A 20327-nucleotide genomic window follows, 5' to 3' on the forward strand; every position below is an offset into this window, starting at 1 on the left:
ACGGGTAACGAAGGTTTCGCCACGACGTGGAGATTCGTGGTTAAACAGAATGCCATTACAGGCGTACATACCGTATGACTCACGATAATTTACCGTAATCCAGTACGCGTACATTTTTGCAACGGCGTATGGAGAGCGGGGATAGAAAGGTGTGGTCTCCTTCTGAGGGATTTCCTGCACCAGACCATACAGCTCAGAGGTAGAAGCCTGATAGAAGCGCGTTTTCTTCTCAAGCCCTAAGAAACGAATCGCCTCAAGCAGACGCAACGTTCCCATTGCATCGACATCAGCCGTGTATTCCGGTGACTCGAAGGAAACAGCAACGTGAGACTGTGCGCCCAGGTTGTATACTTCGTCCGGCTGTACTTCTTTGAGGATACGCGTCAGGTTAGAAGAGTCTGTCAGATCACCGTAATGCAGGTGAAAATTCACGTTTTCTTCGTGCGGATCCTGATAGATGTGATCCACACGCTCAGTATTAAACAGTGAGGCACGACGCTTGATACCGTGGACTTCGTAGCCTTTTTCAAGCAGGAACTCTGCTAGGTAAGAACCATCCTGACCGGTAACGCCGGTGATGAGTGCAACTTTTTTATCCGTCATTTTTCTTTCCACAACTAAATTCTTTTAGGCCACTTCGCCTGCTATCGTTTCAAGTGCACACCCACTATGTGCAGCTTCAGTAATGGGCCTGCCAATCACCATATAATCCACGCCAGCGTCAACCGCCTGCTTCGGCGTCATAACGCGTTTCTGATCGCCTACATCAGAACCTTCGGGTCGTATTCCCGGCGTAACAGTAAGGAATTCTGGACCGCATACATCCCGGATGAGAGCAACCTCACGAGCCGAACAGACCACACCATCCAGCCCAGATGATTGAGTAAGCTTCGCTAATCGCTCAACTTGCTTCATCGGTTCAACATCCAAACCTATTCCTGCAAGATCACTTTGTTCCATTGAGGTAAGGACGGTCACACCGATCAGTAGTGGCTTGTGCGATTTCTTTTCTAGTTCGTTGCGGGCGGCTTCCATCATTCGTTGGCCACCAGAGGCATGAACATTGACCATCCAGACACCCAGGTCGGCAGCAACCCCTACGGCTTTGGCGCAGGTATTCGGGATGTCGTGAAACTTAAGGTCAAGAAATACTTCGTAATTTCGCTTATGAAGCTCTTCCAGAATAGCAGGACCGGTGGCGGTATAGAGCTCCTTACCTACTTTGACGCGGCACAAAGACGGATCGAGCTGATCTGCCATCGACAATGCCTGTTTCATATCGGGGAAGTCTAGCGCGACAACAATAGGTGAGGTTGTAGTCATATATCTGGCTTTTTCTGAGCAGGCGACGGTACGAATGGCCTAATGCTTGCCCAGTCCTTACAACTTGGGCAGCGCCAATGCGGTTCCTTCGCCTTAAATCCGCAATTAGAACAGACGAATTTTGGTTCGACTGCAACGATGCCGCGGAGAATATCATAGAGCTGTAACAACTGCGACTTGTCGAGCTGCTGACGCTGCGTAACAACGAGCTCAGCAAGTGCCAGGAACCCTTGGTTCGAGGGACGCAGCCTGAGCTCATCAAGAATCCTGCTTACTGCTTCTTCGGGGGCCCCCTGTGTAACAACAACCCCCATGGACGCCATGAGGGCGGGCACGTACCCGGTCCTGGCCCACTGATCATGAAGATGCGTTTTCAGACCTTCTTTATCACCACTGATACTGAAAGCTTCTGTAATTCGCTCAACAACACTGACAACGCTGCTTTCGTCGATTTCTGCCGCCTTCAGATAGCAGCGCACAGCTTCCCGATACTCGTTCTGGCCAAACGCAAGATCTCCCTGAACGACGTAAGCACGAGCACAGGCCGAGTCTATTTTAAGTGCTTGCTTACAGAGCAGCTGAACCTCAAGGAAGTCGGACTTTTTGAGCGCTCTCTCTGCCAGCTCACAAACAGCGTGAGACACTCGACGATTCAGACGAGCAGTAGCAGGGAGTTTTTTATCCTCGTAGAGTTCGAGGATATTGCTCCACTCGCCCTCTTCTTCAAGGAGTTCTATCAACAGTGTCGCAGCTCGATCTGAATTGCGCCCTTTTGCAGCAAGTAGCTCACGCAATATGCGCTCTGCACGATCAAGCAACCCTGCTGCCGAGTAATCACAGGCCAATTCAAACTGAATCGCGTACAGGGCACTGCGCTCCAGATCCGCGCGGGCAAAAAGTTTCTGATGGAGGTGCATGGCCCGGTCGAGCTCGCCTTTATCACGAAGGCTCTTACCAAGCTTCAGAAGCAAATCAATAGACTCATCGTCCATCTGGTCTATTTTTATAAGCTTTTCGAGAGCGGCATCGTTGCTCTCGGCAAGTAAGTAATCGACGGAAGGAATCCAATCCGGATAATTTACTTTCTTACCTTGTTGCGCATAGCGATAACCAAGCGTCCAACCCAGCGCCACTGCTGCGAGTAGAAGGATATAAAGGAGTGCCGTGTCGAACAGTTCAGCTGACAGCATGATTGGTGTGTACTTCGTATAGATTCAGAGTTTGGACCAGCGATAGCTGGTTAAGTCCAGCAGGCGGAGAAGTCACACAGCCATACTATCATTCACCTGATCCCTGAGCTCCTTTCCAGGTTTGAAATGCGGAACGAACTTTCCTTGCAGCTCGACAGTCTCACCAGTCTTAGGATTGCGACCAACCCGCGGCGCTCGATAGTGAAGCGAGAAACTGCCAAAGCCCCGTATTTCAATACGGTCTCCCGAAGACAAGGTCTGGGACATATGATCCAACAACGTCTTGACCGCCAGCTCAACATCTTTCGCTGACAACTGCGGCTGACGACTGACGATTCTCTCTATTAACTCGGATTTCGTCACTGCATTCCCTCCTTGAGAACGAAGCTTTTGGATAATTCCAGTTAAATCATGCAGTTAGCTTATGAATTTTGCAAGTCGCAAGCTCAAGAAACGGTCAATTGTGAGCAATCCAAAGTATTTAGGCACAAAAAAACCCGCCGGAGCGGGTTTCTTTAGCACGGGGTGAAGGATTACTCCTTACCGCGCAGCTGCTCTTTCAGCAGGTCACCAATGGTGGTAGGACCAGTCATTTCAGCTTCTGCTTTAGCACGCTGCTCTTTCAGAGCTTCTTTATCAGCCACTGAATCTTTTGCCTTAACAGACAGGCTGATAGTGCGGTTCTTGCGATCAACGGAGGTGATTGCAGCTTCAACGCTGTCGCCTTCGTTCAGTGCATTACGCGCGTCTTCAACTTTATCCTGGCTGATTTCTGAAGCACGCAGAGTTGCTTCAACACCTTCAGCAATTTCAACAGTTGCTGCTTTAGCGTCAACTGCAATCACTTTACCAGTAACGATAGTGCCCTTGTCGTTTTCAGCTACAAACTCAGAGAACGGATCGCTTTCAAGCTGCTTCACGCCCAGAGAGATACGCTCACGCTCTGGATCGATAGACAGGATAACGGTTTCCAGCTCGTCGCCTTTCTTGTAGTTACGAACTGCGTCTTCGCCAGTATCGTTCCAAGAGATATCAGACAGGTGAACCAGACCGTCAATACCACCGTCCAGACCGATGAAGATACCGAAGTCAGTGATTGACTTGATCTTGCCAGAAATCTTATCGCCTTTGTTGAACTTAGTACCGAACTCTTCCCATGGGTTCATGGTGCACTGCTTGATACCCAGAGAAATACGACGACGCTCTTCGTCGATGTCCAGAATCATCACTTCAACTTCGTCGCCAACCTGAACGACTTTGCTTGGGTGAATGTTCTTGTTAGTCCAGTCCATTTCAGAAACGTGAACCAGACCTTCAACACCTTCTTCCAGCTCAGCGAAGCAGCCGTAGTCAGTCAGGTTTGTAACGCGTGCTTTAACACGGGCGTTTTCTGGGTAACGGTCGTTGATGTTAACCCATGGATCATCACCCAGCTGCTTCAGACCCAGAGATACGCGGTTACGCTCACGGTCAAACTTCAGTACTTTAACGTCGATCTCGTCACCAACAGCAACGATTTCGCTTGGGTGCTTGATGCGCTTCCACGCCATGTCGGTGATGTGCAGCAGACCGTCAACACCGCCCAGATCTACGAACGCGCCGTAGTCGGTCAGATTCTTAACGATACCTTTAACAGACTGACCTTCCTGCAGGTTAGCCAGCAGCTCTTCACGTTCCTGGCTGTTAGCAGCTTCCAGAACGGCACGACGTGAAACAACAACGTTGTTACGCTTAGCGTCGAGCTTGATCACTTTGAATTCGAGTTCCTTGCCTTCCAAGTGCGCGGTATCGCGTACTGGACGAACGTCAACCAGAGAACCTGGCAGGAACGCACGGATGTTCTTCAGTTCAACAGTAAAGCCACCTTTGACCTTACCGTTGATAACACCAGTAACCATTTCATCAGCTTCGAAGGCTTTTTCCAGCTCTTTCCAGCTCTCAGCGCGCTTAGCTTTTTCACGAGACAGTTTGGTTTCACCGAAGCCATCTTCTACAGCTTCCAGTGAGACGAAGGTTTCGTCGCCAACAGCAACTTCCAGTTCGCCTTTTTCGTTCAGGAACTGGCTGCGCGGAATAACAGCTTCCGACTTCAGGCCTGAGTTAACCGTCACCCAATCGCTGTCGATATCAACAACGGTACCAGCAACGATTGAACCTGGCTGCATGTCCAGTTCTTTAAGGGATTCTTCAAATAGATCAGCAAAGCTTTCGCTCATGTATATACACCTGTCTCATAAAACGCGCTGCTATCCGCCATCGGATAAACAGTAAGCGCTGACCAGACTGCCAGCATCTGGGGTTAGTTAATAATAAAACACTCCGTACCGACTTCCTTCGGGAAGCTGGCAGATACAGAGGTTTTAATCTCAGATCAGTCCTACTTGGCGGACCAGCGAAAGGATCTCTTCACGTACTTCTTCGATAGAAAGAGAGGTACTGTCGATCACTGTCGCGTCACTCGCTGGGCGTAACGGAGCGACAGCTCTGTTGCTATCACGCTCATCACGAACCCGGATGTCTTCGATAAGGGCGGGCAAACTAGCATCAATGCCCTTCTCAGTCAACTGTTTATAGCGACGCTGACCGCGTTCTTCGGCCGACGCCGTAAGGAAGACTTTAATCTGGGCATCAGTGAATACGACAGTCCCCATGTCACGACCGTCGGCGATCAATCCGGGCGCCTGGCGAAAGTCACGCTGCCGCTGCAGGAGTGCTTCACGGACTTTCGGCAACGCAGCAACTTGCGAAGCAAGACTACCCACCTCCTCAGTCCGGATCGTCGTGGTGACATCATCCCCTTCGAGAATGACCTGCACACCGGACCCAGTTGGGATGAATCGCACATCAAGGTTAGCAGCTACATCAGCAACCAGCTCTTCGCTATCCAGAGCGATGCCTCTGCGATCTGAAGCCAGCCCGGTAATACGGTACAGAGCACCACTATCAAGGAGGTGCCAACCCAGGGCTTCAGCAAGAATGGCACAGACCGTGCCTTTTCCAGCGCCTGATGGACCGTCAACCGTGATCACGATTGGTTGTGCTGCGTTACTCACCATCACCACCTTCAACGACCAATTCAAGACCAGCGTTGGCAGATAACTCGACAAAACCCGGGAATGACGTAGCAACATTGGCACAGTCGCGAATAACAATAGGTGCAGACCCGCGTAGGGACGCCATGGCGAAGCTCATAGCAATTCGATGGTCATGCTGACTATCAATCTCACCACCACCGAAACTACCTTCAGGGCCAAACCCCTGAATCACAGCCCCATCTTCTGTACCGACTGCATTCACGCCCAGTGTTACCAGACCATCAACCATCGCCTGGATACGATCGCTCTCTTTAACGCGTAATTCCTCAGCTCCTGTCAGAACCGTCTCGCCCTCAGCACACGCTGCGGCAACAAAGATCGCTGGGAATTCATCAATCGCCAGAGGCACCTGATCTTCAGGGATATGAATGCCTTTCAGTTGAGCTGAACGGATGCGGATATCAGCAACGGGCTCGCCGCCGACTTCACGCTCATTCAGAACATCGATACTACCGCCCATGGCTCGCAGAATATTAATCACTCCGACACGCGTTGGGTTAATACCCACGTGCTCCAGCGTAATATCAGAACCCGGCATGATACTGGCGCCCACCATAAAGAAGGCCGCCGAGGAGATATCAGAAGGCACGTCTATTTCGGTTGCCGTGAGCTCGCCGCCTGAACGCAGCGTCACTTTGTTGCCTTCGGTGATAACGTCATAACCAAAGCCACGCAACATACGCTCGGTATGGTCACGAGTCGGTGCAGGCTCAGTAACTGAGGTTTCACCCTCGGCATACAGCCCCGCCAGCAATACACAACTTTTTACCTGCGCACTGGCCATTGGCAAATCATAGTGAATGCCTTTCAGGTCACTGCCACCTTTAACTTTCAAGGGCGGTCGACCGCCTTCAGCTGTATCAACAATAGCCCCCATCAGGGCCAAAGGATCAGCAACCCGCCCCATAGGGCGTTTAGAAAGAGACTCATCACCGCTCATCTCAACATCGAAAGATTGCCCGGCCATAAGACCTGCGAGCAGGCGCATTGATGTCCCCGAGTTGCCGAGATAGAGCGCGTTAGGCGGAGATTGGAGACCGTGTAGCCCGACACCGTGAATTGTCACTCGACCGCGATGTGGTCCTTCGATCACTACGCCCATATCGCGGAACGCCTGCAGCGTTGCCAGGCTGTCTTCACCTTCAAGGAAGCCCGTCACTTCAGTCGTACCATTCGCCAGTGAACCCAGCATGATTGAACGGTGTGAAATGGACTTGTCTCCGGGCACCCGGAAACTACCCGACAGAGCTTTGCCTGGATTAGCGATGTAAGAAATAGAAGCTGTTTTCATAGGTTCAACATAGGCCCGACGGGCAAGTATTTTAGAAAAATGGTCTCGAGCTGCTTTCGCACGGGTCAGCACACCCATCAAGGTGGTGGCATCGCCCTGCTCAACCGCAGCCCGTAAAGAAGAAAGGTCGTGACTGAAGAGGTCCAGCGTCTTCAGCAAGTGGTCTTTGTTGGCAGCAAAAATATCGCGCCACATGACCGGGCTACTGGCAGCAATTCGGGTAAAGTCGCGAAAGCCGCCCGCAGCGTAATTAAAAATCTCTTTGTTCTCGTGGCTGTTCGCCAGAGTATCAACCAGCGAATAGGCCAGAAGATGCGGCAAATGACTGGTCGCTGCCAGTACTTCATCGTGATGATCTACCGACATATGCTCAAGGTCGGCACCGACAGCCTGCCATGCGCTGCGCACCAACGCCAGTGCGTCTTTATCTGTATGATCCTGCGGGGTAATAATGACCTTATGATGAACATAAAGATGCTCATTTGCAGCCATCACACCGCTCTTCTCTGAGCCTGCGATCGGATGTCCCAATACAAAGCGGGAGAAATTCGCGCCAAGTACCGCTGCAACATCGGAAGCAACGGCCCCCTTTACAGAGCCAACGTCCGTTAATACTGCAGTCTCGGAAATATGATCCCGCACCGCTTCAAGCACACTCTTAACTGCCATGATAGGCACAGAGATGATGATAAGGTCAGCATCTCTGACAACATCAGCGATATTTTCACTGTAAGCGTCAATCAGGCCCTCGGATAATGCCAGCTGCATAGAATCGAGATTGCGGTCATACCCACGAACCTCTTCCAGGCAACCACGAACCCTGAGGCCCTTAATCCAGGAGCAGCCAATCAGCCCTAATCCGATGACGGCAACACGAGGAATCAGAAGTTTGCTGCTCAAGCCAGCACCTTCTGTAACGCACGTATGAATGTCTCATTTTCCGACTCAGTACCGATTGATACCCGGAGGTACTCTGGCATCTCGTAGTTCGCAACAGGACGAACGATAACTCCCTGCTTGAGTAAGCCGGAGTATACTTCCATCGCTTCTACACCATCCGGCACGCGGAAACTAATAAAGTTACCGACAGATGGAATATAAGAAAGGCCCAAGTCATCAAAAGAGGAAGTCAGATAACTCATGCCGCGATCGTTAAGCGCAATACTTTCCCGCACGTATTCCTCATCCAGCATCGCCGCGTTAGCTGCAGCGAGAGCAAAAGAATCAACGTTGAACGGAGGGCGGACCCTATTCATCAAGTCTGCCAGTTCAGGGCTGGAAACCCCATAACCGACTCGAAGAGACGCCAGACCGTATGCTTTTGAGAAAGTACGGGTTACCACCAGATTCGGATACTGATCCAGAAGCTCAATACCATTCGGGTAATCGGCTTCATGGACGTACTCAAAATACGCCTCGTCCAGCAAAACGATGACGTTCTCTGGCACCTTATTCAGAAACCCAATCAACTCGTCGCGATGATTCCAGGTGCCTGTCGGATTATTAGGGTTCGTCACAAACACAATACGGGTGCGTTCATTAATTGCACCCAGCATTGCTTCAAGGTCATGGCCAAAGTCTTTCGCAGGTACGGCGATACAATCGGCACCTACCGTCCGCGCGACCAAACCATATATAGCAAACGCATGCTGAGACACGACAACGTTGTCACCGTCGTTCACAAACACCCGGACAATAAAATCGAGAATATCACTTGAGCCGTTGCCCAGAGTAATCTGCTCGGAGCGAACATTCAGTTTATCGCTCAGGGTTTTCTTCAGGACAAAACCCGCACCATCAGGGTAACGATGCAATTCAGCTGTTTCGCGACGAATCGCCTCCAGAGCCGCAGGGCTCGGGCCCATCGGATTTTCATTACTCGCGAGTTTAACAATATCTGACTCGTTCAGACCAAGTTCCCGGGCAAGCTCATCAATAGGCTTACCTGGCTGGTAGGGCTTAAGGGAGCGAACCCCTTCAACTGCGAGTTCAGAGAAATTAATTGCCATTATTCACCTCAAAGCACGGCCTTAGGGTATGAGCCGAGCCATTTATAATCTGTCGCTACATCACGCAGCCGTTGCAATAAGGGGGATATCACCTCGTCGTCGCAATGGCCTTCAAAATCAATAAAGAAAAGATAATTCCAGGTACCTGAAGGGTCTGGACGAGTTTCTATGCGCGTTAAGCTAACGTCAGCTTCGTGAAACGGAGCAAGTACCTGATACAAAGCACCCGGCTGATTTCTGCTGGAAACCATAATCGATGTTTTATCATCGCCACTAGGGCCCGTTTCCTGTCGACCGATAATAAGAAACCGGGTCGTATTATCCGGACGGTCTTCGATATTCGCATGGAGCGTCACGAGCTCATACAACTCCGCCGCCGCTTCACCTGCAATCGCGGCTGCGCCTTCTTCTGCTGCCGCACGTCTCGCTGCTTCAGCGTTCGAGTTCACCGCGATGCGCTCTACGCTTGCAGGAAAATTCTGATCAAGCCAACGCCGACACTGACCCAGAGACTGAGCATGAGAATAAACGCGTGTGATCTGCTGATCTTCGCTCTTCACCAATAAGTGGTGATGAATACGCAAAGTAACTTCTCCGCAAATATGGAGATTGGAATCGTAAAAACTGTCGAGCGTGTGGGTGACGACACCTTCAGTGGAGTTCTCTACTGGGACGACACCATAATTCGCGGCGCCACTGGCCACTTCACGAAAGACATCCGCAATAGACACTTGCCCTTCACAGTTCACTGCATGACCAAAGTGTTTTACCGCCGCCTGTTGCGTGAAGGTTCCTTCAGGGCCAAGGTAGGCTACCTGCAACGGTTCTTCCAAGGCAAGACACTGCGACATGATCTCACGGAAAAGCCGGGCCATTGACTCATCCCCGAGAGGACCCCGGTTGCGGTCCATGACTTTGCGCAGAACCTGAGCTTCTCGCTCTGGGCGGTAAAATACAACCTTCTCCCCCGGAGAAGCGTACTTTTGCTTAACTTCAGCGACATCCTGGGCACATTGTGCGCGCTGATTAATCAGTTCCTGAATCTGCTTATCCAGCGAATCTATCTGCCGACGCAGCTTATCCAGTTCCTGTGCTTCACTCATGATTCAACCCGTTACCCGTGACGTTTAGCGAAGTCAGCCATAAACGCAATCAATGCATCTACGCCTTCTTCTGGCACTGCGTTGTAAATGCTGGCACGCATTCCACCAACACTGCGATGTCCAGCCAGATTCATAAGACCTGCCTGTTCGCTCTCTTCAAGAAACACCTTATCTAACGCATCATCAGCAAGGGTAAATGGAACGTTCATACGGGAGCGATTGTTCTTCGCAACCGGATTCGCATAAAAATCATTCTCGTCAATAAAACTGTACAGACGATCCGCCTTACGCTGATTAATCCCGGCCATACCTTCAACGCCGCCCTGCTCCTTGAGCCAGGCGAATACAAGACCGGCAAGGTACCAGCTGTAGGTGGGTGGCGTGTTGTACATAGATGCGTTATCAGCAGCCACTTTGTAGTCAAACATCGTTGGCGTGCCAGCAATAACATCTCCCAGCAAGTCCTCGCGAACAATAACGACACATAAACCAGCAGGACCAATGTTTTTCTGAGCACCGGCGTAGATTAATCCGAACTTGGACACATCGATTTTTTCAGAAAGAATGGACGAGGAATAATCCGCCACCAAAGGCACATCGCCCGTATCAGGAATGTAGTCAAACTCGACGCCACCAATGGTTTCGTTCGGAGTGTAATGAACATAGGCCGCATCAGGGTTGAGTTTCAGCTCAGCCTGAGAAGGCGCAGAAGTAAAATTATTTCCTTCCGTCGAGGCCACGACATTCACCGTACAGAAGTTTTTCGCTTCCTTAATCGCCTTAGACGACCACTGCCCGGTATTAATGTAGTCAGCGGTGCTCTTACCGCGCAACAAGTTCATAGGCACCATGGCGAACTGACTGCTAGCACCACCCTGCATAAAGAGAACTTTGTAGTTATCCGGAATAAGCATTAAATCCCGGAGATCCTGCTCAGCTTTCTCGGCCACACCAACAAACTCTTTGCTGCGGTGGCTCATTTCCATGATGGACATGCCTTTGCCATGCCAGTCCGCCAGCTCAGCTCCAGCACGCTCCAGCACTGCCGTAGGTAGCGCTGCCGGTCCTGCACAGAAATTAAAAATACGACTCATAATTTTTCTACACGCTTAAAAATGCAAAGGTTTACGTTCATTACGTCTCAGGTGCCTGGCAGACGCCGCAGCAATCAAGGCAGCCAACAAGCCGAACATTGTGCCACCCACGGCACCCAACGCTACGACAAGGAGCTTTTTGGGCTTAGCAGGTTTCAATGGCAAGAGTGCAGGCTGATCCACGTCGACCAATTCAACTTCGTTCCAATTAACGACGATGCCCTCAAGAGTTGAGATCGAATTCTTAACGACAGAAAGACCCGGTACAAAAATATCTTCAGATGGAGAATCTGAACGTTTACGCAGTAATTCTGCTTCCTGTCGGAGCGCTTGCTCTCCCATCATGTAAAGAGGAGGTTCGCTACTCACAACCACGTCGTTTGTATTGTAAAACGGTTTTTTCTGGCCGATGCTCGCAGCAATCTGAGCAGATTCTTCCAATCGGGCTATCTGGCGCGCTTTCTCCGATTCGTAGACCCTACGGAAGTTATCAACCCAGGTCTGGTATAGCTCAAGTTCAGCATAAACCTTACGCTCGAACTCATTCCTGACGCGCTTCTCATGAAGAATGAGCGCGTAGGCGATGTAGTCATTCAGAACATCCCGCGCTAGCTCGGCATTACTGCCCAACTTAAACTTTATAGTCAGGTAGATGTCTGAATCGCCCTTCCCTGGATCGCTGAATGAGAACCGCGTAAGAAAATTAGCGAGATTCTGTTCTTCCGTGAGCGCTGGCGAGGAAATCAGTGGCAATAACTTTTCATCAGACTGACTCAGCAGAAAATTATAAAAAGCTTTTCTTGTAGACGCGGAACGAAGTACAGAACGCGCACTGGAAAAAGCAGCCTCAGCATCCAATTCAAAAACAGCCTCATCCGTCAAACTAACAGGCTCATCTCCGACGCCATTATTTTGTACGTCTTTAACCGGCGCACTAAGGGTAAGTCTATTTCGCAGTGCTGCCTGACTAAAAGGCAGTAACTCCGACGGGGCTGCTTCAGTAATGGTCGCCTCGGTCTGGTATTCGGGCGTCGCCGACATCACATAAGCCATTGCAAGTGCGATACCAGCCAGCAGACTACCCACCAGCCAGTACCATTTATCACGAATATCGTCGACGAGATCAAACAAATCGATCTCGTCATCATGTGACTGATGATTCATATTTTCAGTCATTCAGCTTCTTCTCCATCAGAATCAACGTCGTTCGCAGAGTCCACTTGCTCTCCGTCAAGAAGCTCAGCTTCGTCTTCATCACAGATGCGCTCAACACCAACCAATTTTTCTTTATCTGCGACTTTAATCAGGGTTACCCCCTGCGTATTCCGGCCCAGCACTGACACTTCGTCAACACGCGTTCTTACCAATGTTCCGCGATCACTGACGAGCATGACCTCATCACCATTGAAGACCTGAACCGCTCCAACGAGAGCGCCATTGCGTTCGCTGGTCACCATAGCGATAACGCCCTGCGTACCACGCCCTTTCGTCGGAAACTCTTCGACGTTGGTTCGCTTACCGAAACCGCGCTGAGATGCTGTCAGAATCGTGCCGTTCTCCTCAGGGACAATCAGTGAAATAACGCGCTGATCTTCCGCCAGTTTGATACCGCGCACACCGCGAGCGGTCCGGCCCATGGCACGAACATCCGATTCTTTAAAGCGGACTGCTTTACCCGCATCGCTCAGCATCAGGATGTCCTGCTGGCCGTCAGTGATAGCCACACCGACCAGCCAGTCATTTTCGTCCAGTTCACAGGCAATCAGGCCCGATGAACGTGGTCGACTGAATTGATCCAATGTAGTTTTCTTAACCGTACCGCGAGCCGTGGCCATAAAGACGTACAGGTCATCACGGTATTCTTCCACCGGCAAAATTGCAGTGATGCGCTCGCCTTCAGAAGACAGATTGAGCACATTCACAATAGGACGTCCGCGAGAGTTGCGGCTAGCCTGAGGGATATCGTAGACCGTCAACCAATACACTTTACCGGCATCGGTAAAGCAGAGAACGGTGTCATGACTGTTAACAACCAAAAGATGCTCGATGAAGTCTTCATCCTTCATCGACGTCGCCGACTTACCTTTACCGCCGCGCTTCTGTGCCTGATAAGCATCCATCGGCTGAGTCTTCGCATAGCCGGTGTGGGATAGCGTGAGAACCAGAGTTTCCTCCGGAATCAGATCGGCCATAGTAAGATCACGCTTCTGCGCAATAATCTCTGTACGACGTTCATCACCATATTCTTCACGAATCAACTCAAGTTCTTCGCGAATCACTTCCATCAGGCGCTCAGCACTGCCCAGGATCTCGAGATATTCTGCAATTTCTTCAAGCTTCTGCTGATATTCAGCAATCAGCTTTTCATGCTCGAGGCCGGTCAACTTCTGCAGGCGCAGATCAAGAATCGCCTGAGCCTGAACCGGTGACAGATGGTACTTACCATCACGGAAACCGTACTCCTCTGGCAGGTCATCTGGACGACAGGCATCTTCACCTGCCCGTTCCAGCATATCCAGTACATCGCCTGGCGCCCATGCCGCCGCAATCAGGCTCTCTTTCGCTTCGGCCGCTGTAGGCGACTTTTTAATCAGCTCAATCACTGGATCAATATTCGCCAGTGCCAGAGCAAGACCTTCGAGAATATGGCCACGTTCACGCGCTTTGCGCAGATCGTAAATTGTGCGTCTTGTAACAACTTCACGGCGGTGCTTAACAAACGCATCAAGCAACTGCTTAAGGTTCAGAGTCTTAGGCTGCCCGTCGACGAGAGCAACGGTGTTAATACCGAATACACCCTGCAACTGAGTCTGAGCGAACAGGTTATTCAGTACGACTTCAGGCATTTCACCGCGACGCAATTCAACGACGATACGCATACCGTCTTTATCCGACTCGTCGCGCAGTTCGGTAATGCCTTCGATTTTCTTGTCTTTAACCAGCTCGGCGATCTTCTCGATCAGGCGAGCTTTGTTAACCATATATGGGATTTCGGTGAAGACGATGGATACTTTGCCGTTTTTCTCGTCTTCTTCGAACTGATGACGAGCACGCAGATAAATACGACCACGGCCAGTACGGTACGCTTCAACAATGCCATCACGACCGTTAATAAATGCGGCTGTTGGAAAATCCGGACCTGGAATATATTCCATCAGATCATCGACGGTCAGATTCGGATCATCGATCAAAGCCAGACAGCCATTCAGAACTTCTGTCAGGTTATGAGGCGGGATATTCGTCGCCATACCAACGGCGATACCAGAAGAGCCATTCACCAGCAAGTTAGGAATGCGGGTAGGAAGTACCTCTGGGATCTGTTCAGTACCGTCGTAGTTAGGCACCCAGTCAACAGTCTCTTTATCAATATCAGCCAGCATCTCATGACTGATCTTTTCCATCCGGATTTCCGTGTAACGCATCGCCGCAGCAGAGTCACCATCCACCGAACCGAAGTTACCCTGACCGTCGACCAGGGTATAGCGCATAGAGAAGTCCTGAGCCATCCGAACAATGGTGTCATACACCGCCGAGTCACCGTGCGGGTGGTATTTACCGATCACATCACCAACAACACGCGCAGACTTTTTGTAAGGCTTATTCCAGTCATTACCGAGAATATTCATAGCGTGCAACACGCGGCGGTGTACAGGCTTAAGACCATCCCTGACATCAGGCAGAGCCCGCCCTACAATTACGCTCATCGCATAATCCAGGTACGACTGCTGCAGCTCGTCTTCAATATTAATTGGCAGAACTTCTTTGGCTAAGTCACTCATATAAACTTGGGCCTGTACTCTCTCCCGCCGGCGGCGGATTTCCTTTGAATGGAGTTGCCGCTCACAGAGCGACAAACAAGGGCTGCGATCATACCACAAATCGTGCTGATACCTAATGAGAGCTCCTCAATGGCTCTCTGAGGCGTTTTCGCCTCTGAACGGACGTTCCCTACTGTTCAATTAACAGTCAGCCTTGCGGAACAGTTCGCACCCTGGCCTCTGCATTCGCTATAATCGCGAGCAAAGCGAATGAGGAAGCACCATGCAGGCTGATCTGCGCATTGATGCTCGCTGGGTACTGCCCCTTGGCGAGAGCAACGAAGTATTGGAAAACCACTCGGTATACGTGACCGAAGGCCGGATTGTCGGACTACAGCCCCAGAGTGAGCAAGGCCCCGAAGCAAAAGAGCATATAAATCTGGAAGACCATATTCTGCTGCCCGGCTATATCAACGCGCACGGACATGCTGCCATGTCTCTTTTCCGCGGCCTGGCCGACGACCTGCCCCTGATGACCTGGCTTCAGGATCATATCTGGCCTGCAGAAGCGCAGTGGGTCAGTGGAGACTTTGTGTATCAGGGCACTCAGCTTGCCATCGCAGAGATGCTGCGTTGCGGCACCACGACCTTTGCCGATATGTATTTCTATTCAGGCGATAGCATTGAGGCAGCGATTGATGCGGGCATGAGGACTGTCAGCTTCACGCCTGTGCTGGACTTCCCAACGAACTTTGCTCAGAACGCCGACGAGTACATTCGCAAAACTCTGGACGTTCACAGCAAATACCGCCACCAGCCTTTAGCTCACGTAGGCATTGGTCCACACGCTCCCTACACAGTGTCAGACGAACCACTGAAAGAGATAACAACCACCGCCAGCCAGCTTCAGATGCCTGTGCAGATTCACCTTCACGAAACCGCATTTGAAGTCAGCCAAAGCGTTGAAGAGCGCGGAATGCGTCCCACCCAGAGACTGGCAGAACTGGGTTTTCTCAACGAAAGTGTCAGTTGTGTTCACATGACTCAGATAAACGATATCGATATCGAGATTCTCAAACAGACCGGCGCGAGTGTTGTCCACTGCCCGGAATCCAACTTAAAACTAGCCAGCGGTTTTTGTCCGGTAGCCTCACTCCTGAGCGAAGGCGTTAATTTGGGCTTAGGCACAGACGGCGCGGCCAGCAACAACGACCTGAACATTCAGGGGGAAATGAAGTCGGCCGCCATGCTCGCTAAAGCCGTTGCTAACGATGCCGCCGCCGTCCCGGCGATGGCCGCACTGAGAATGGCAACCTCTGGCAGCGCCAAAGCGCTGGGTATTGATGAACTAACTGGTTCAATAGAGGCTGGAAAGTACGCAGACCTACAGGCCGTGCGCATGAGCGAACTGACCCAGAGCCCGCTCTACGATCCGGCGTCACAGCTTGTATACACAGACAGCAGCCGCTACACCGAATACGTCTGGGTAGCCGGCAAAGCACTATTGAGCCGGGGTGAACTGACATCCATCGACGCCAGTCAGATTCTCGAAAAAACACGCCAATGGCAAAGCAAGATTCAACCCTGAGACATGCCACCAAAGGGCATATCAGAGCTGGGTCTTAACGCGTAACAGAACAGCGGACATATTATGACTGAACTAAAAAAACTGAATGTAGATCGTGCAGAAGTTGCTAAGTTTGAGGCTCTCGCCTCCCGTTGGTGGGATCGTGAGAGTGAATTCAAACCACTGCACGACATCAACCCGCTGCGTACCAATTACATTGACCGTCACGCCTCTCTCGCGGGTAAAAAGGTACTGGATGTCGGCTGTGGCGGCGGCATCCTCAGTGAAGCCATGGCGCAACGCGGCGCAGATGTAACCGGAATTGATATGGGCGAAGCGCCTCTGAATATCGCTAAGCTGCATGCGCTTGAAAGCGGCGTCAGTGTGAAGTATCAACAAATACCGGTTGAGCAACTCGCCGAAGAAATGCCCGCCTCGTTCGACGTAGTCACCTGCCTTGAAATGCTTGAGCACGTGCCAGATCCAGCATCTATTATTCAGGCCTGCTACAAACTGGTAAAACCAGGAGGCATGGTGTTCTTCTCAACCATTAATCGAAATCCGAAAGCCTACGCAATGGCCATTATTGGCGCTGAGTACATCATGCGCATGCTTCCTGCAGGAACGCACGATTACGATAAATTTATCAAACCCAGCGAACTGACGCGTTGGTGTCGTGCGGCAGATCTCTCGGTGCTTGATATGACAGGTATGGTCTACAACCCGCTGACGCAGGAATACAGCCTCAAGGATCAGGACGTGGACGTGAACTATCTCGTTGCGACCCGCCGGGAAGACGCATGACACCCGAAGCTGTTCTGTTTGATCTTGACGGTACCCTCGTCGATACGGCCTTAGATTTCTTCAGTGTCGTGAACTCTCTACGTGAGGAAGAAGGCCTGCCCGCGCTCGCTGATTCTACGATCCGCGAGCAGGTAAGCAATGGTGGAGTTGCACTGGCCTGCCTTACCTGGGAGATAGACCGAAGCCACCCGGATATTCAGGACTACCGTCAACGCTTGCTGGATCGCTACGAGAACACCGTAGGCGACAAAGCACAGCTGTTTAAAGGCTTCTCTGAGCTACTCAATAAACTGGAACAAGGTTCTGTTCCTTGGGGTATCGTCACGAATAAACCACGGCTCTACACCGACCTGCTTCTGGAGAGGATGCCACTGGCCTGTAAGTTCGTCGTGTGCCCTGAAGATGTTCATAGAACCAAGCCAGCCCCGGACAGCTTGTTGCTGTGTGCATCTATGATGGAGGTTCAGCCATCTTCCTGCTGGTATGTCGGCGATCATATCCGCGATATCGAAGCCGCCAGAGCAGCGGGCATGACCAGCATCGCCGCTCTATTTGGCTATATAGAAGAATCAGAAGATCCTCAAGCATGGCAAGCCGACCATTACGTCAACGATCCATATGAAATTACGGCCCTTCTGAGCGGCAAAGCCTGACCGGCAGTTGCCACTCTTGCCGCCCAGAACCCTTACGAGTTATCAAAGAATCAAACGGAAATCAGAAAATGACCGCAGATAAAGAGCAAACATTGAAGAATCGCGTCATATTAGTGACAGGCGGTGGTTACGGTATCGGACGCGAAGCCGCCCTGACATACGCCAGAGCTGGCGCGACCGTTCTGTTGCTCGGTCGTACGGAAGAGGCTCTGAATGACACCTACGACCTGATAGAGGCCGAAGGCCTGCCTCAGGCTGCCGTACTGCCCTTCGACCTTGCATCAGAGGACGAAAGCCTCTTTGTCGAGCTGGCTCAGCTTATCGGCTCGCACTTCGGGCATCTCGACGGCGCGTTACTCAATGCATCAGTTCTCGGGCAACGCACCATGCTCGACAATTATCATTGGGACACCTGGCAGAAAGTAATGAACATCAACGTCAACGGCCAATTCCTGTTGACTAAGCACCTGATTCCTCTTCTCCGCGAAGCCCCCGCAGACGCATCGCTGATCTACACCACCAGCAGCGTAGGGCGTGAAGGCAGAGCCTATTGGGGTGCGTATTCTGTCTCCAAGTTTGCAACAGAAGGCCTGATGCAGGTCGCTGCACAAGAGCTTGAGAATACCAGTGATATTCGCGTCAACTGCATCAATCCGGGCGCCACACGCACCGGCATGCGGGCGGCAGCGTATCCTGCTGAGAACCCTGCGACGGTCAAACCAGCCTCAGAAATCATGGATCTCTACCTGCATCTGATGAGCCCAGCCTCAATAGGAACGCACGGGCAGAGCCTGGATGCTCAGCAAAAATAAACGACATCCTTCCGGGCGGCATACTTAGTCATCAATTTGGCTCAGTTTTGCCGCTTTTTTCGTCAATGAACTGGCGTTAAATTTCACTCCACTTCCAAAAATCTTATAACCTATTGTTTTAAAACAACTTTTAAGATTTTAAAACTATGGCACAGAAATCGCTTATTCCCTCACATTGATATCACCAATGTATGAGGTAGCTCATGGTCAGCCCAATGAATGGCAGAGCGGAACTGCGAGACGACAAGGTCATTACACCTTTCGGGGATCTGGCACCCCGACCGGATATCCGCCCTGAGGTGCTGTTACGCCTGTCTGGCAAGTTGCAGACCACGCTCGAATTAGGTCAGTTACTCGAGATCTTTCTCGAAGAAATTCAGCAAGCGGTTCTGGTCGACGGCCTGACGTTTCATCATGAGCCCACCAATACGACAATAGCGGTTGGGCGCAACAGCCTGCACACCGCGAACTACCGACTTCAGACACAACAGGATTACATGGGTGATATGACGTTCCATCGCTCTACTCGCTTCCGCGAACATGAACTCGCTAATATAGAAGGCTTAATGACGACACTGGTCTATCCGTTGCGCAATGCGCTTCGATACCATGAAGCATTAGCTGCTGCCTTCCGCGACCCTCTCACTGGTGCCGGCAACCGGGTAGCGCTCGATAAAACATTGAGTCGCGAAGTCGAACTCTCCAAACGTCACGACCAACCTCTCTCGGTGCTGATGCTCGACCTTGATCACTTCAAGCAAGTGAACGACGAGTTTGGCCACAGCATGGGTGATAAAGTACTGAAAGAAGCCGTTAAAGCCATGACCGGCTGCATTCGCCAGACCGACATGTGTTTTCGCTACGGCGGTGAAGAGTTTCTGATCATGCTCAGCAATGCAGATCAGTCGGGCGCTTTACGCATTGCCGAACGCGTTCGCATGGGCATTGGCCAGCTGTCCTTTGCAGGTAAAAAAGACAAGTTGCAGGTCACCGCCAGTATTGGTTGTGCAACACTGCAGCCAAGCGATGATACCGAAGAGCTCGTATCTCGGGCCGATACAGCGCTGTATGTTGCCAAGGACAGCGGTCGCAACCGGGTTATCAGTGATCTTGATATCGAGTACACCCGACAGGGCGATGTCAGTGAGGAGCCTAGCCCAGAGCCAAACCAGGAGGCTAATGGGCACTGAATAAGCCGATTAAAAAAGCCGTGCATTGCACGGCTTTTTTCTGGTTGGCGCGAACCTGAGGCTCGATTAGCGCTTTCTGCGACTCGCAGTCTGGCGAACTTTCTGACGACGCATCTGGCGTAGATACTGCTCTTTTTCTTTGCCAACAAACTTCTTCACTGTACGACGACGCAGATCCACCAGATCATACAGATCGTTCACTTCTTTTTGCCCAAGCTCGACCCAGGTACCGACCGGGACATTCGCTGGCATAAAGATACAACCATAACGAACACGCTTCAGGCGGCTGACCGTAATTTCCTGGCTTTCCCAGAGTCGACGCACTTCCCGGTTACGGCCTTCCATAAGAACAACGTGATACCACTTATTCTGACCTTCGCCATCAAAATAACGAACGTCGGTAAAGCTGGCCATGCCGTCTTCGAGCAACACGCCCTC

General features: G+C 51.3%; 17 protein-coding genes and 1 pseudogene. 5 read left to right on the forward strand and 13 right to left on the reverse strand.

Features of this window, described 5'->3' with window-relative positions; translation table 11 throughout:
* From B2067_RS14090 to gyrA, 12 genes are all read right to left on the reverse strand, one after another.
* The coding region (locus B2067_RS14090; protein WP_301388870.1) for a GDP-mannose 4,6-dehydratase at window positions 1-603 on the reverse strand (603 nt) is incomplete at its 3' end.
* A 24-nt stretch (window positions 604-627) separates the two neighbouring features.
* Window positions 628-1323, reverse strand: a complete 696-nt coding sequence (gene pyrF / locus B2067_RS14095; protein WP_301377493.1) for an orotidine-5'-phosphate decarboxylase — start codon at window positions 1321-1323, stop codon at window positions 628-630.
* Window positions 1320-2513, reverse strand: coding sequence for a hypothetical protein (locus tag B2067_RS14100; RefSeq protein WP_301388871.1), 1194 nt, complete (start codon window positions 2511-2513; stop codon window positions 1320-1322). Before B2067_RS14100 ends, pyrF begins: the two co-directional genes overlap by 4 nt.
* A 72-nt stretch (window positions 2514-2585) precedes the next feature.
* Window positions 2586-2876: an integration host factor subunit beta gene (gene ihfB, locus B2067_RS14105; RefSeq protein ID WP_068434480.1), complete on the reverse strand. Its 291-nt coding sequence runs from the start codon at window positions 2874-2876 to the stop codon at window positions 2586-2588.
* A gap of 170 nt (window positions 2877-3046) precedes the next feature.
* Entirely contained in the window at window positions 3047-4729 is a 1683-nt protein-coding gene (gene rpsA / locus B2067_RS14110) for a 30S ribosomal protein S1 (protein WP_068434477.1), read from the reverse strand.
* Window positions 4730-4879: 150 nt separating this feature from the next.
* On the reverse strand, window positions 4880-5569 hold the full coding sequence (cmk, locus tag B2067_RS14115; RefSeq protein WP_301388873.1) for a (d)CMP kinase: 690 nt from the start codon (window positions 5567-5569) through the stop codon (window positions 4880-4882).
* On the reverse strand, window positions 5559-7799 hold the full coding sequence (locus B2067_RS14120) for a bifunctional prephenate dehydrogenase/3-phosphoshikimate 1-carboxyvinyltransferase (protein ID WP_301388874.1): 2241 nt from the start codon (window positions 7797-7799) through the stop codon (window positions 5559-5561). Before B2067_RS14120 ends, cmk begins: the two co-directional genes overlap by 11 nt.
* Window positions 7796-8908 carry a histidinol-phosphate transaminase gene (gene hisC / locus B2067_RS14125; RefSeq protein ID WP_301388875.1) on the reverse strand — a complete coding sequence of 371 codons (1113 nt, stop codon included), beginning with the start codon at window positions 8906-8908 and terminating at the stop codon, window positions 7796-7798. The genes B2067_RS14120 and hisC overlap by 4 nt, the downstream gene beginning before the upstream one ends.
* Window positions 8909-8916: 8 nt before the next feature.
* Window positions 8917-10011: a prephenate dehydratase gene (gene pheA / locus B2067_RS14130; RefSeq protein ID WP_301388877.1), complete on the reverse strand. Its 1095-nt coding sequence runs from the start codon at window positions 10009-10011 to the stop codon at window positions 8917-8919.
* Between the two features lie 11 nt (window positions 10012-10022).
* Window positions 10023-11105, reverse strand: coding sequence for a 3-phosphoserine/phosphohydroxythreonine transaminase (gene serC, locus B2067_RS14135; protein ID WP_301388878.1), 1083 nt, complete (start codon window positions 11103-11105; stop codon window positions 10023-10025).
* A 15-nt stretch (window positions 11106-11120) separates the two neighbouring features.
* Complete coding sequence (locus B2067_RS14140) at window positions 11121-12281, reverse strand: Wzz/FepE/Etk N-terminal domain-containing protein (RefSeq protein WP_301388880.1); 1161 nt, start codon at window positions 12279-12281, stop codon at window positions 11121-11123.
* Window positions 12278-14884 carry a DNA gyrase subunit A gene (gyrA, locus tag B2067_RS14145; protein ID WP_301388881.1) on the reverse strand — a complete coding sequence of 869 codons (2607 nt, stop codon included), beginning with the start codon at window positions 14882-14884 and terminating at the stop codon, window positions 12278-12280. Before gyrA ends, B2067_RS14140 begins: the two co-directional genes overlap by 4 nt.
* A 262-nt stretch (window positions 14885-15146) precedes the next feature.
* Between gyrA and B2067_RS14150 the strand changes: the two genes are divergently transcribed.
* From B2067_RS14150 to B2067_RS14170, 5 genes are all read left to right on the forward strand, one after another.
* A complete protein-coding gene (locus B2067_RS14150; protein WP_301388882.1) occupies window positions 15147-16451 on the forward strand; it encodes a TRZ/ATZ family hydrolase in 1305 nt (434 codons plus the stop codon).
* A 63-nt stretch (window positions 16452-16514) separates the two neighbouring features.
* Window positions 16515-17234 carry a bifunctional 2-polyprenyl-6-hydroxyphenol methylase/3-demethylubiquinol 3-O-methyltransferase UbiG gene (gene ubiG / locus B2067_RS14155; protein ID WP_297532151.1) on the forward strand — a complete coding sequence of 240 codons (720 nt, stop codon included), beginning with the start codon at window positions 16515-16517 and terminating at the stop codon, window positions 17232-17234.
* Window positions 17231-17887 (forward strand): HAD family hydrolase, encoded by a 657-nt coding sequence (locus B2067_RS14160; protein WP_301388883.1) that lies wholly within the window; start codon window positions 17231-17233, stop codon window positions 17885-17887. Before ubiG ends, B2067_RS14160 begins: the two co-directional genes overlap by 4 nt.
* A gap of 68 nt (window positions 17888-17955) precedes the next feature.
* Window positions 17956-18699 carry a YciK family oxidoreductase gene (locus B2067_RS14165; protein WP_273091570.1) on the forward strand — a complete coding sequence of 248 codons (744 nt, stop codon included), beginning with the start codon at window positions 17956-17958 and terminating at the stop codon, window positions 18697-18699.
* 203 nt (window positions 18700-18902) lie between these two features.
* Window positions 18903-19889 carry a GGDEF domain-containing protein gene (locus tag B2067_RS14170; protein ID WP_084188868.1) on the forward strand — a complete coding sequence of 329 codons (987 nt, stop codon included), beginning with the start codon at window positions 18903-18905 and terminating at the stop codon, window positions 19887-19889.
* Window positions 19890-19955: 66 nt separating this feature from the next.
* Here B2067_RS14170 and B2067_RS14175 read toward each other — a convergent pair.
* A pseudogene (locus B2067_RS14175) lies at window positions 19956-20327 on the reverse strand (23S rRNA pseudouridylate synthase B); the annotation flags it as partial.

The organism is Thalassolituus sp. UBA2590 (genome assembly GCF_002339775.1).
Taxonomy (GTDB): Bacteria; Pseudomonadota; Gammaproteobacteria; order Pseudomonadales; family Oceanobacteraceae; genus Thalassolituus.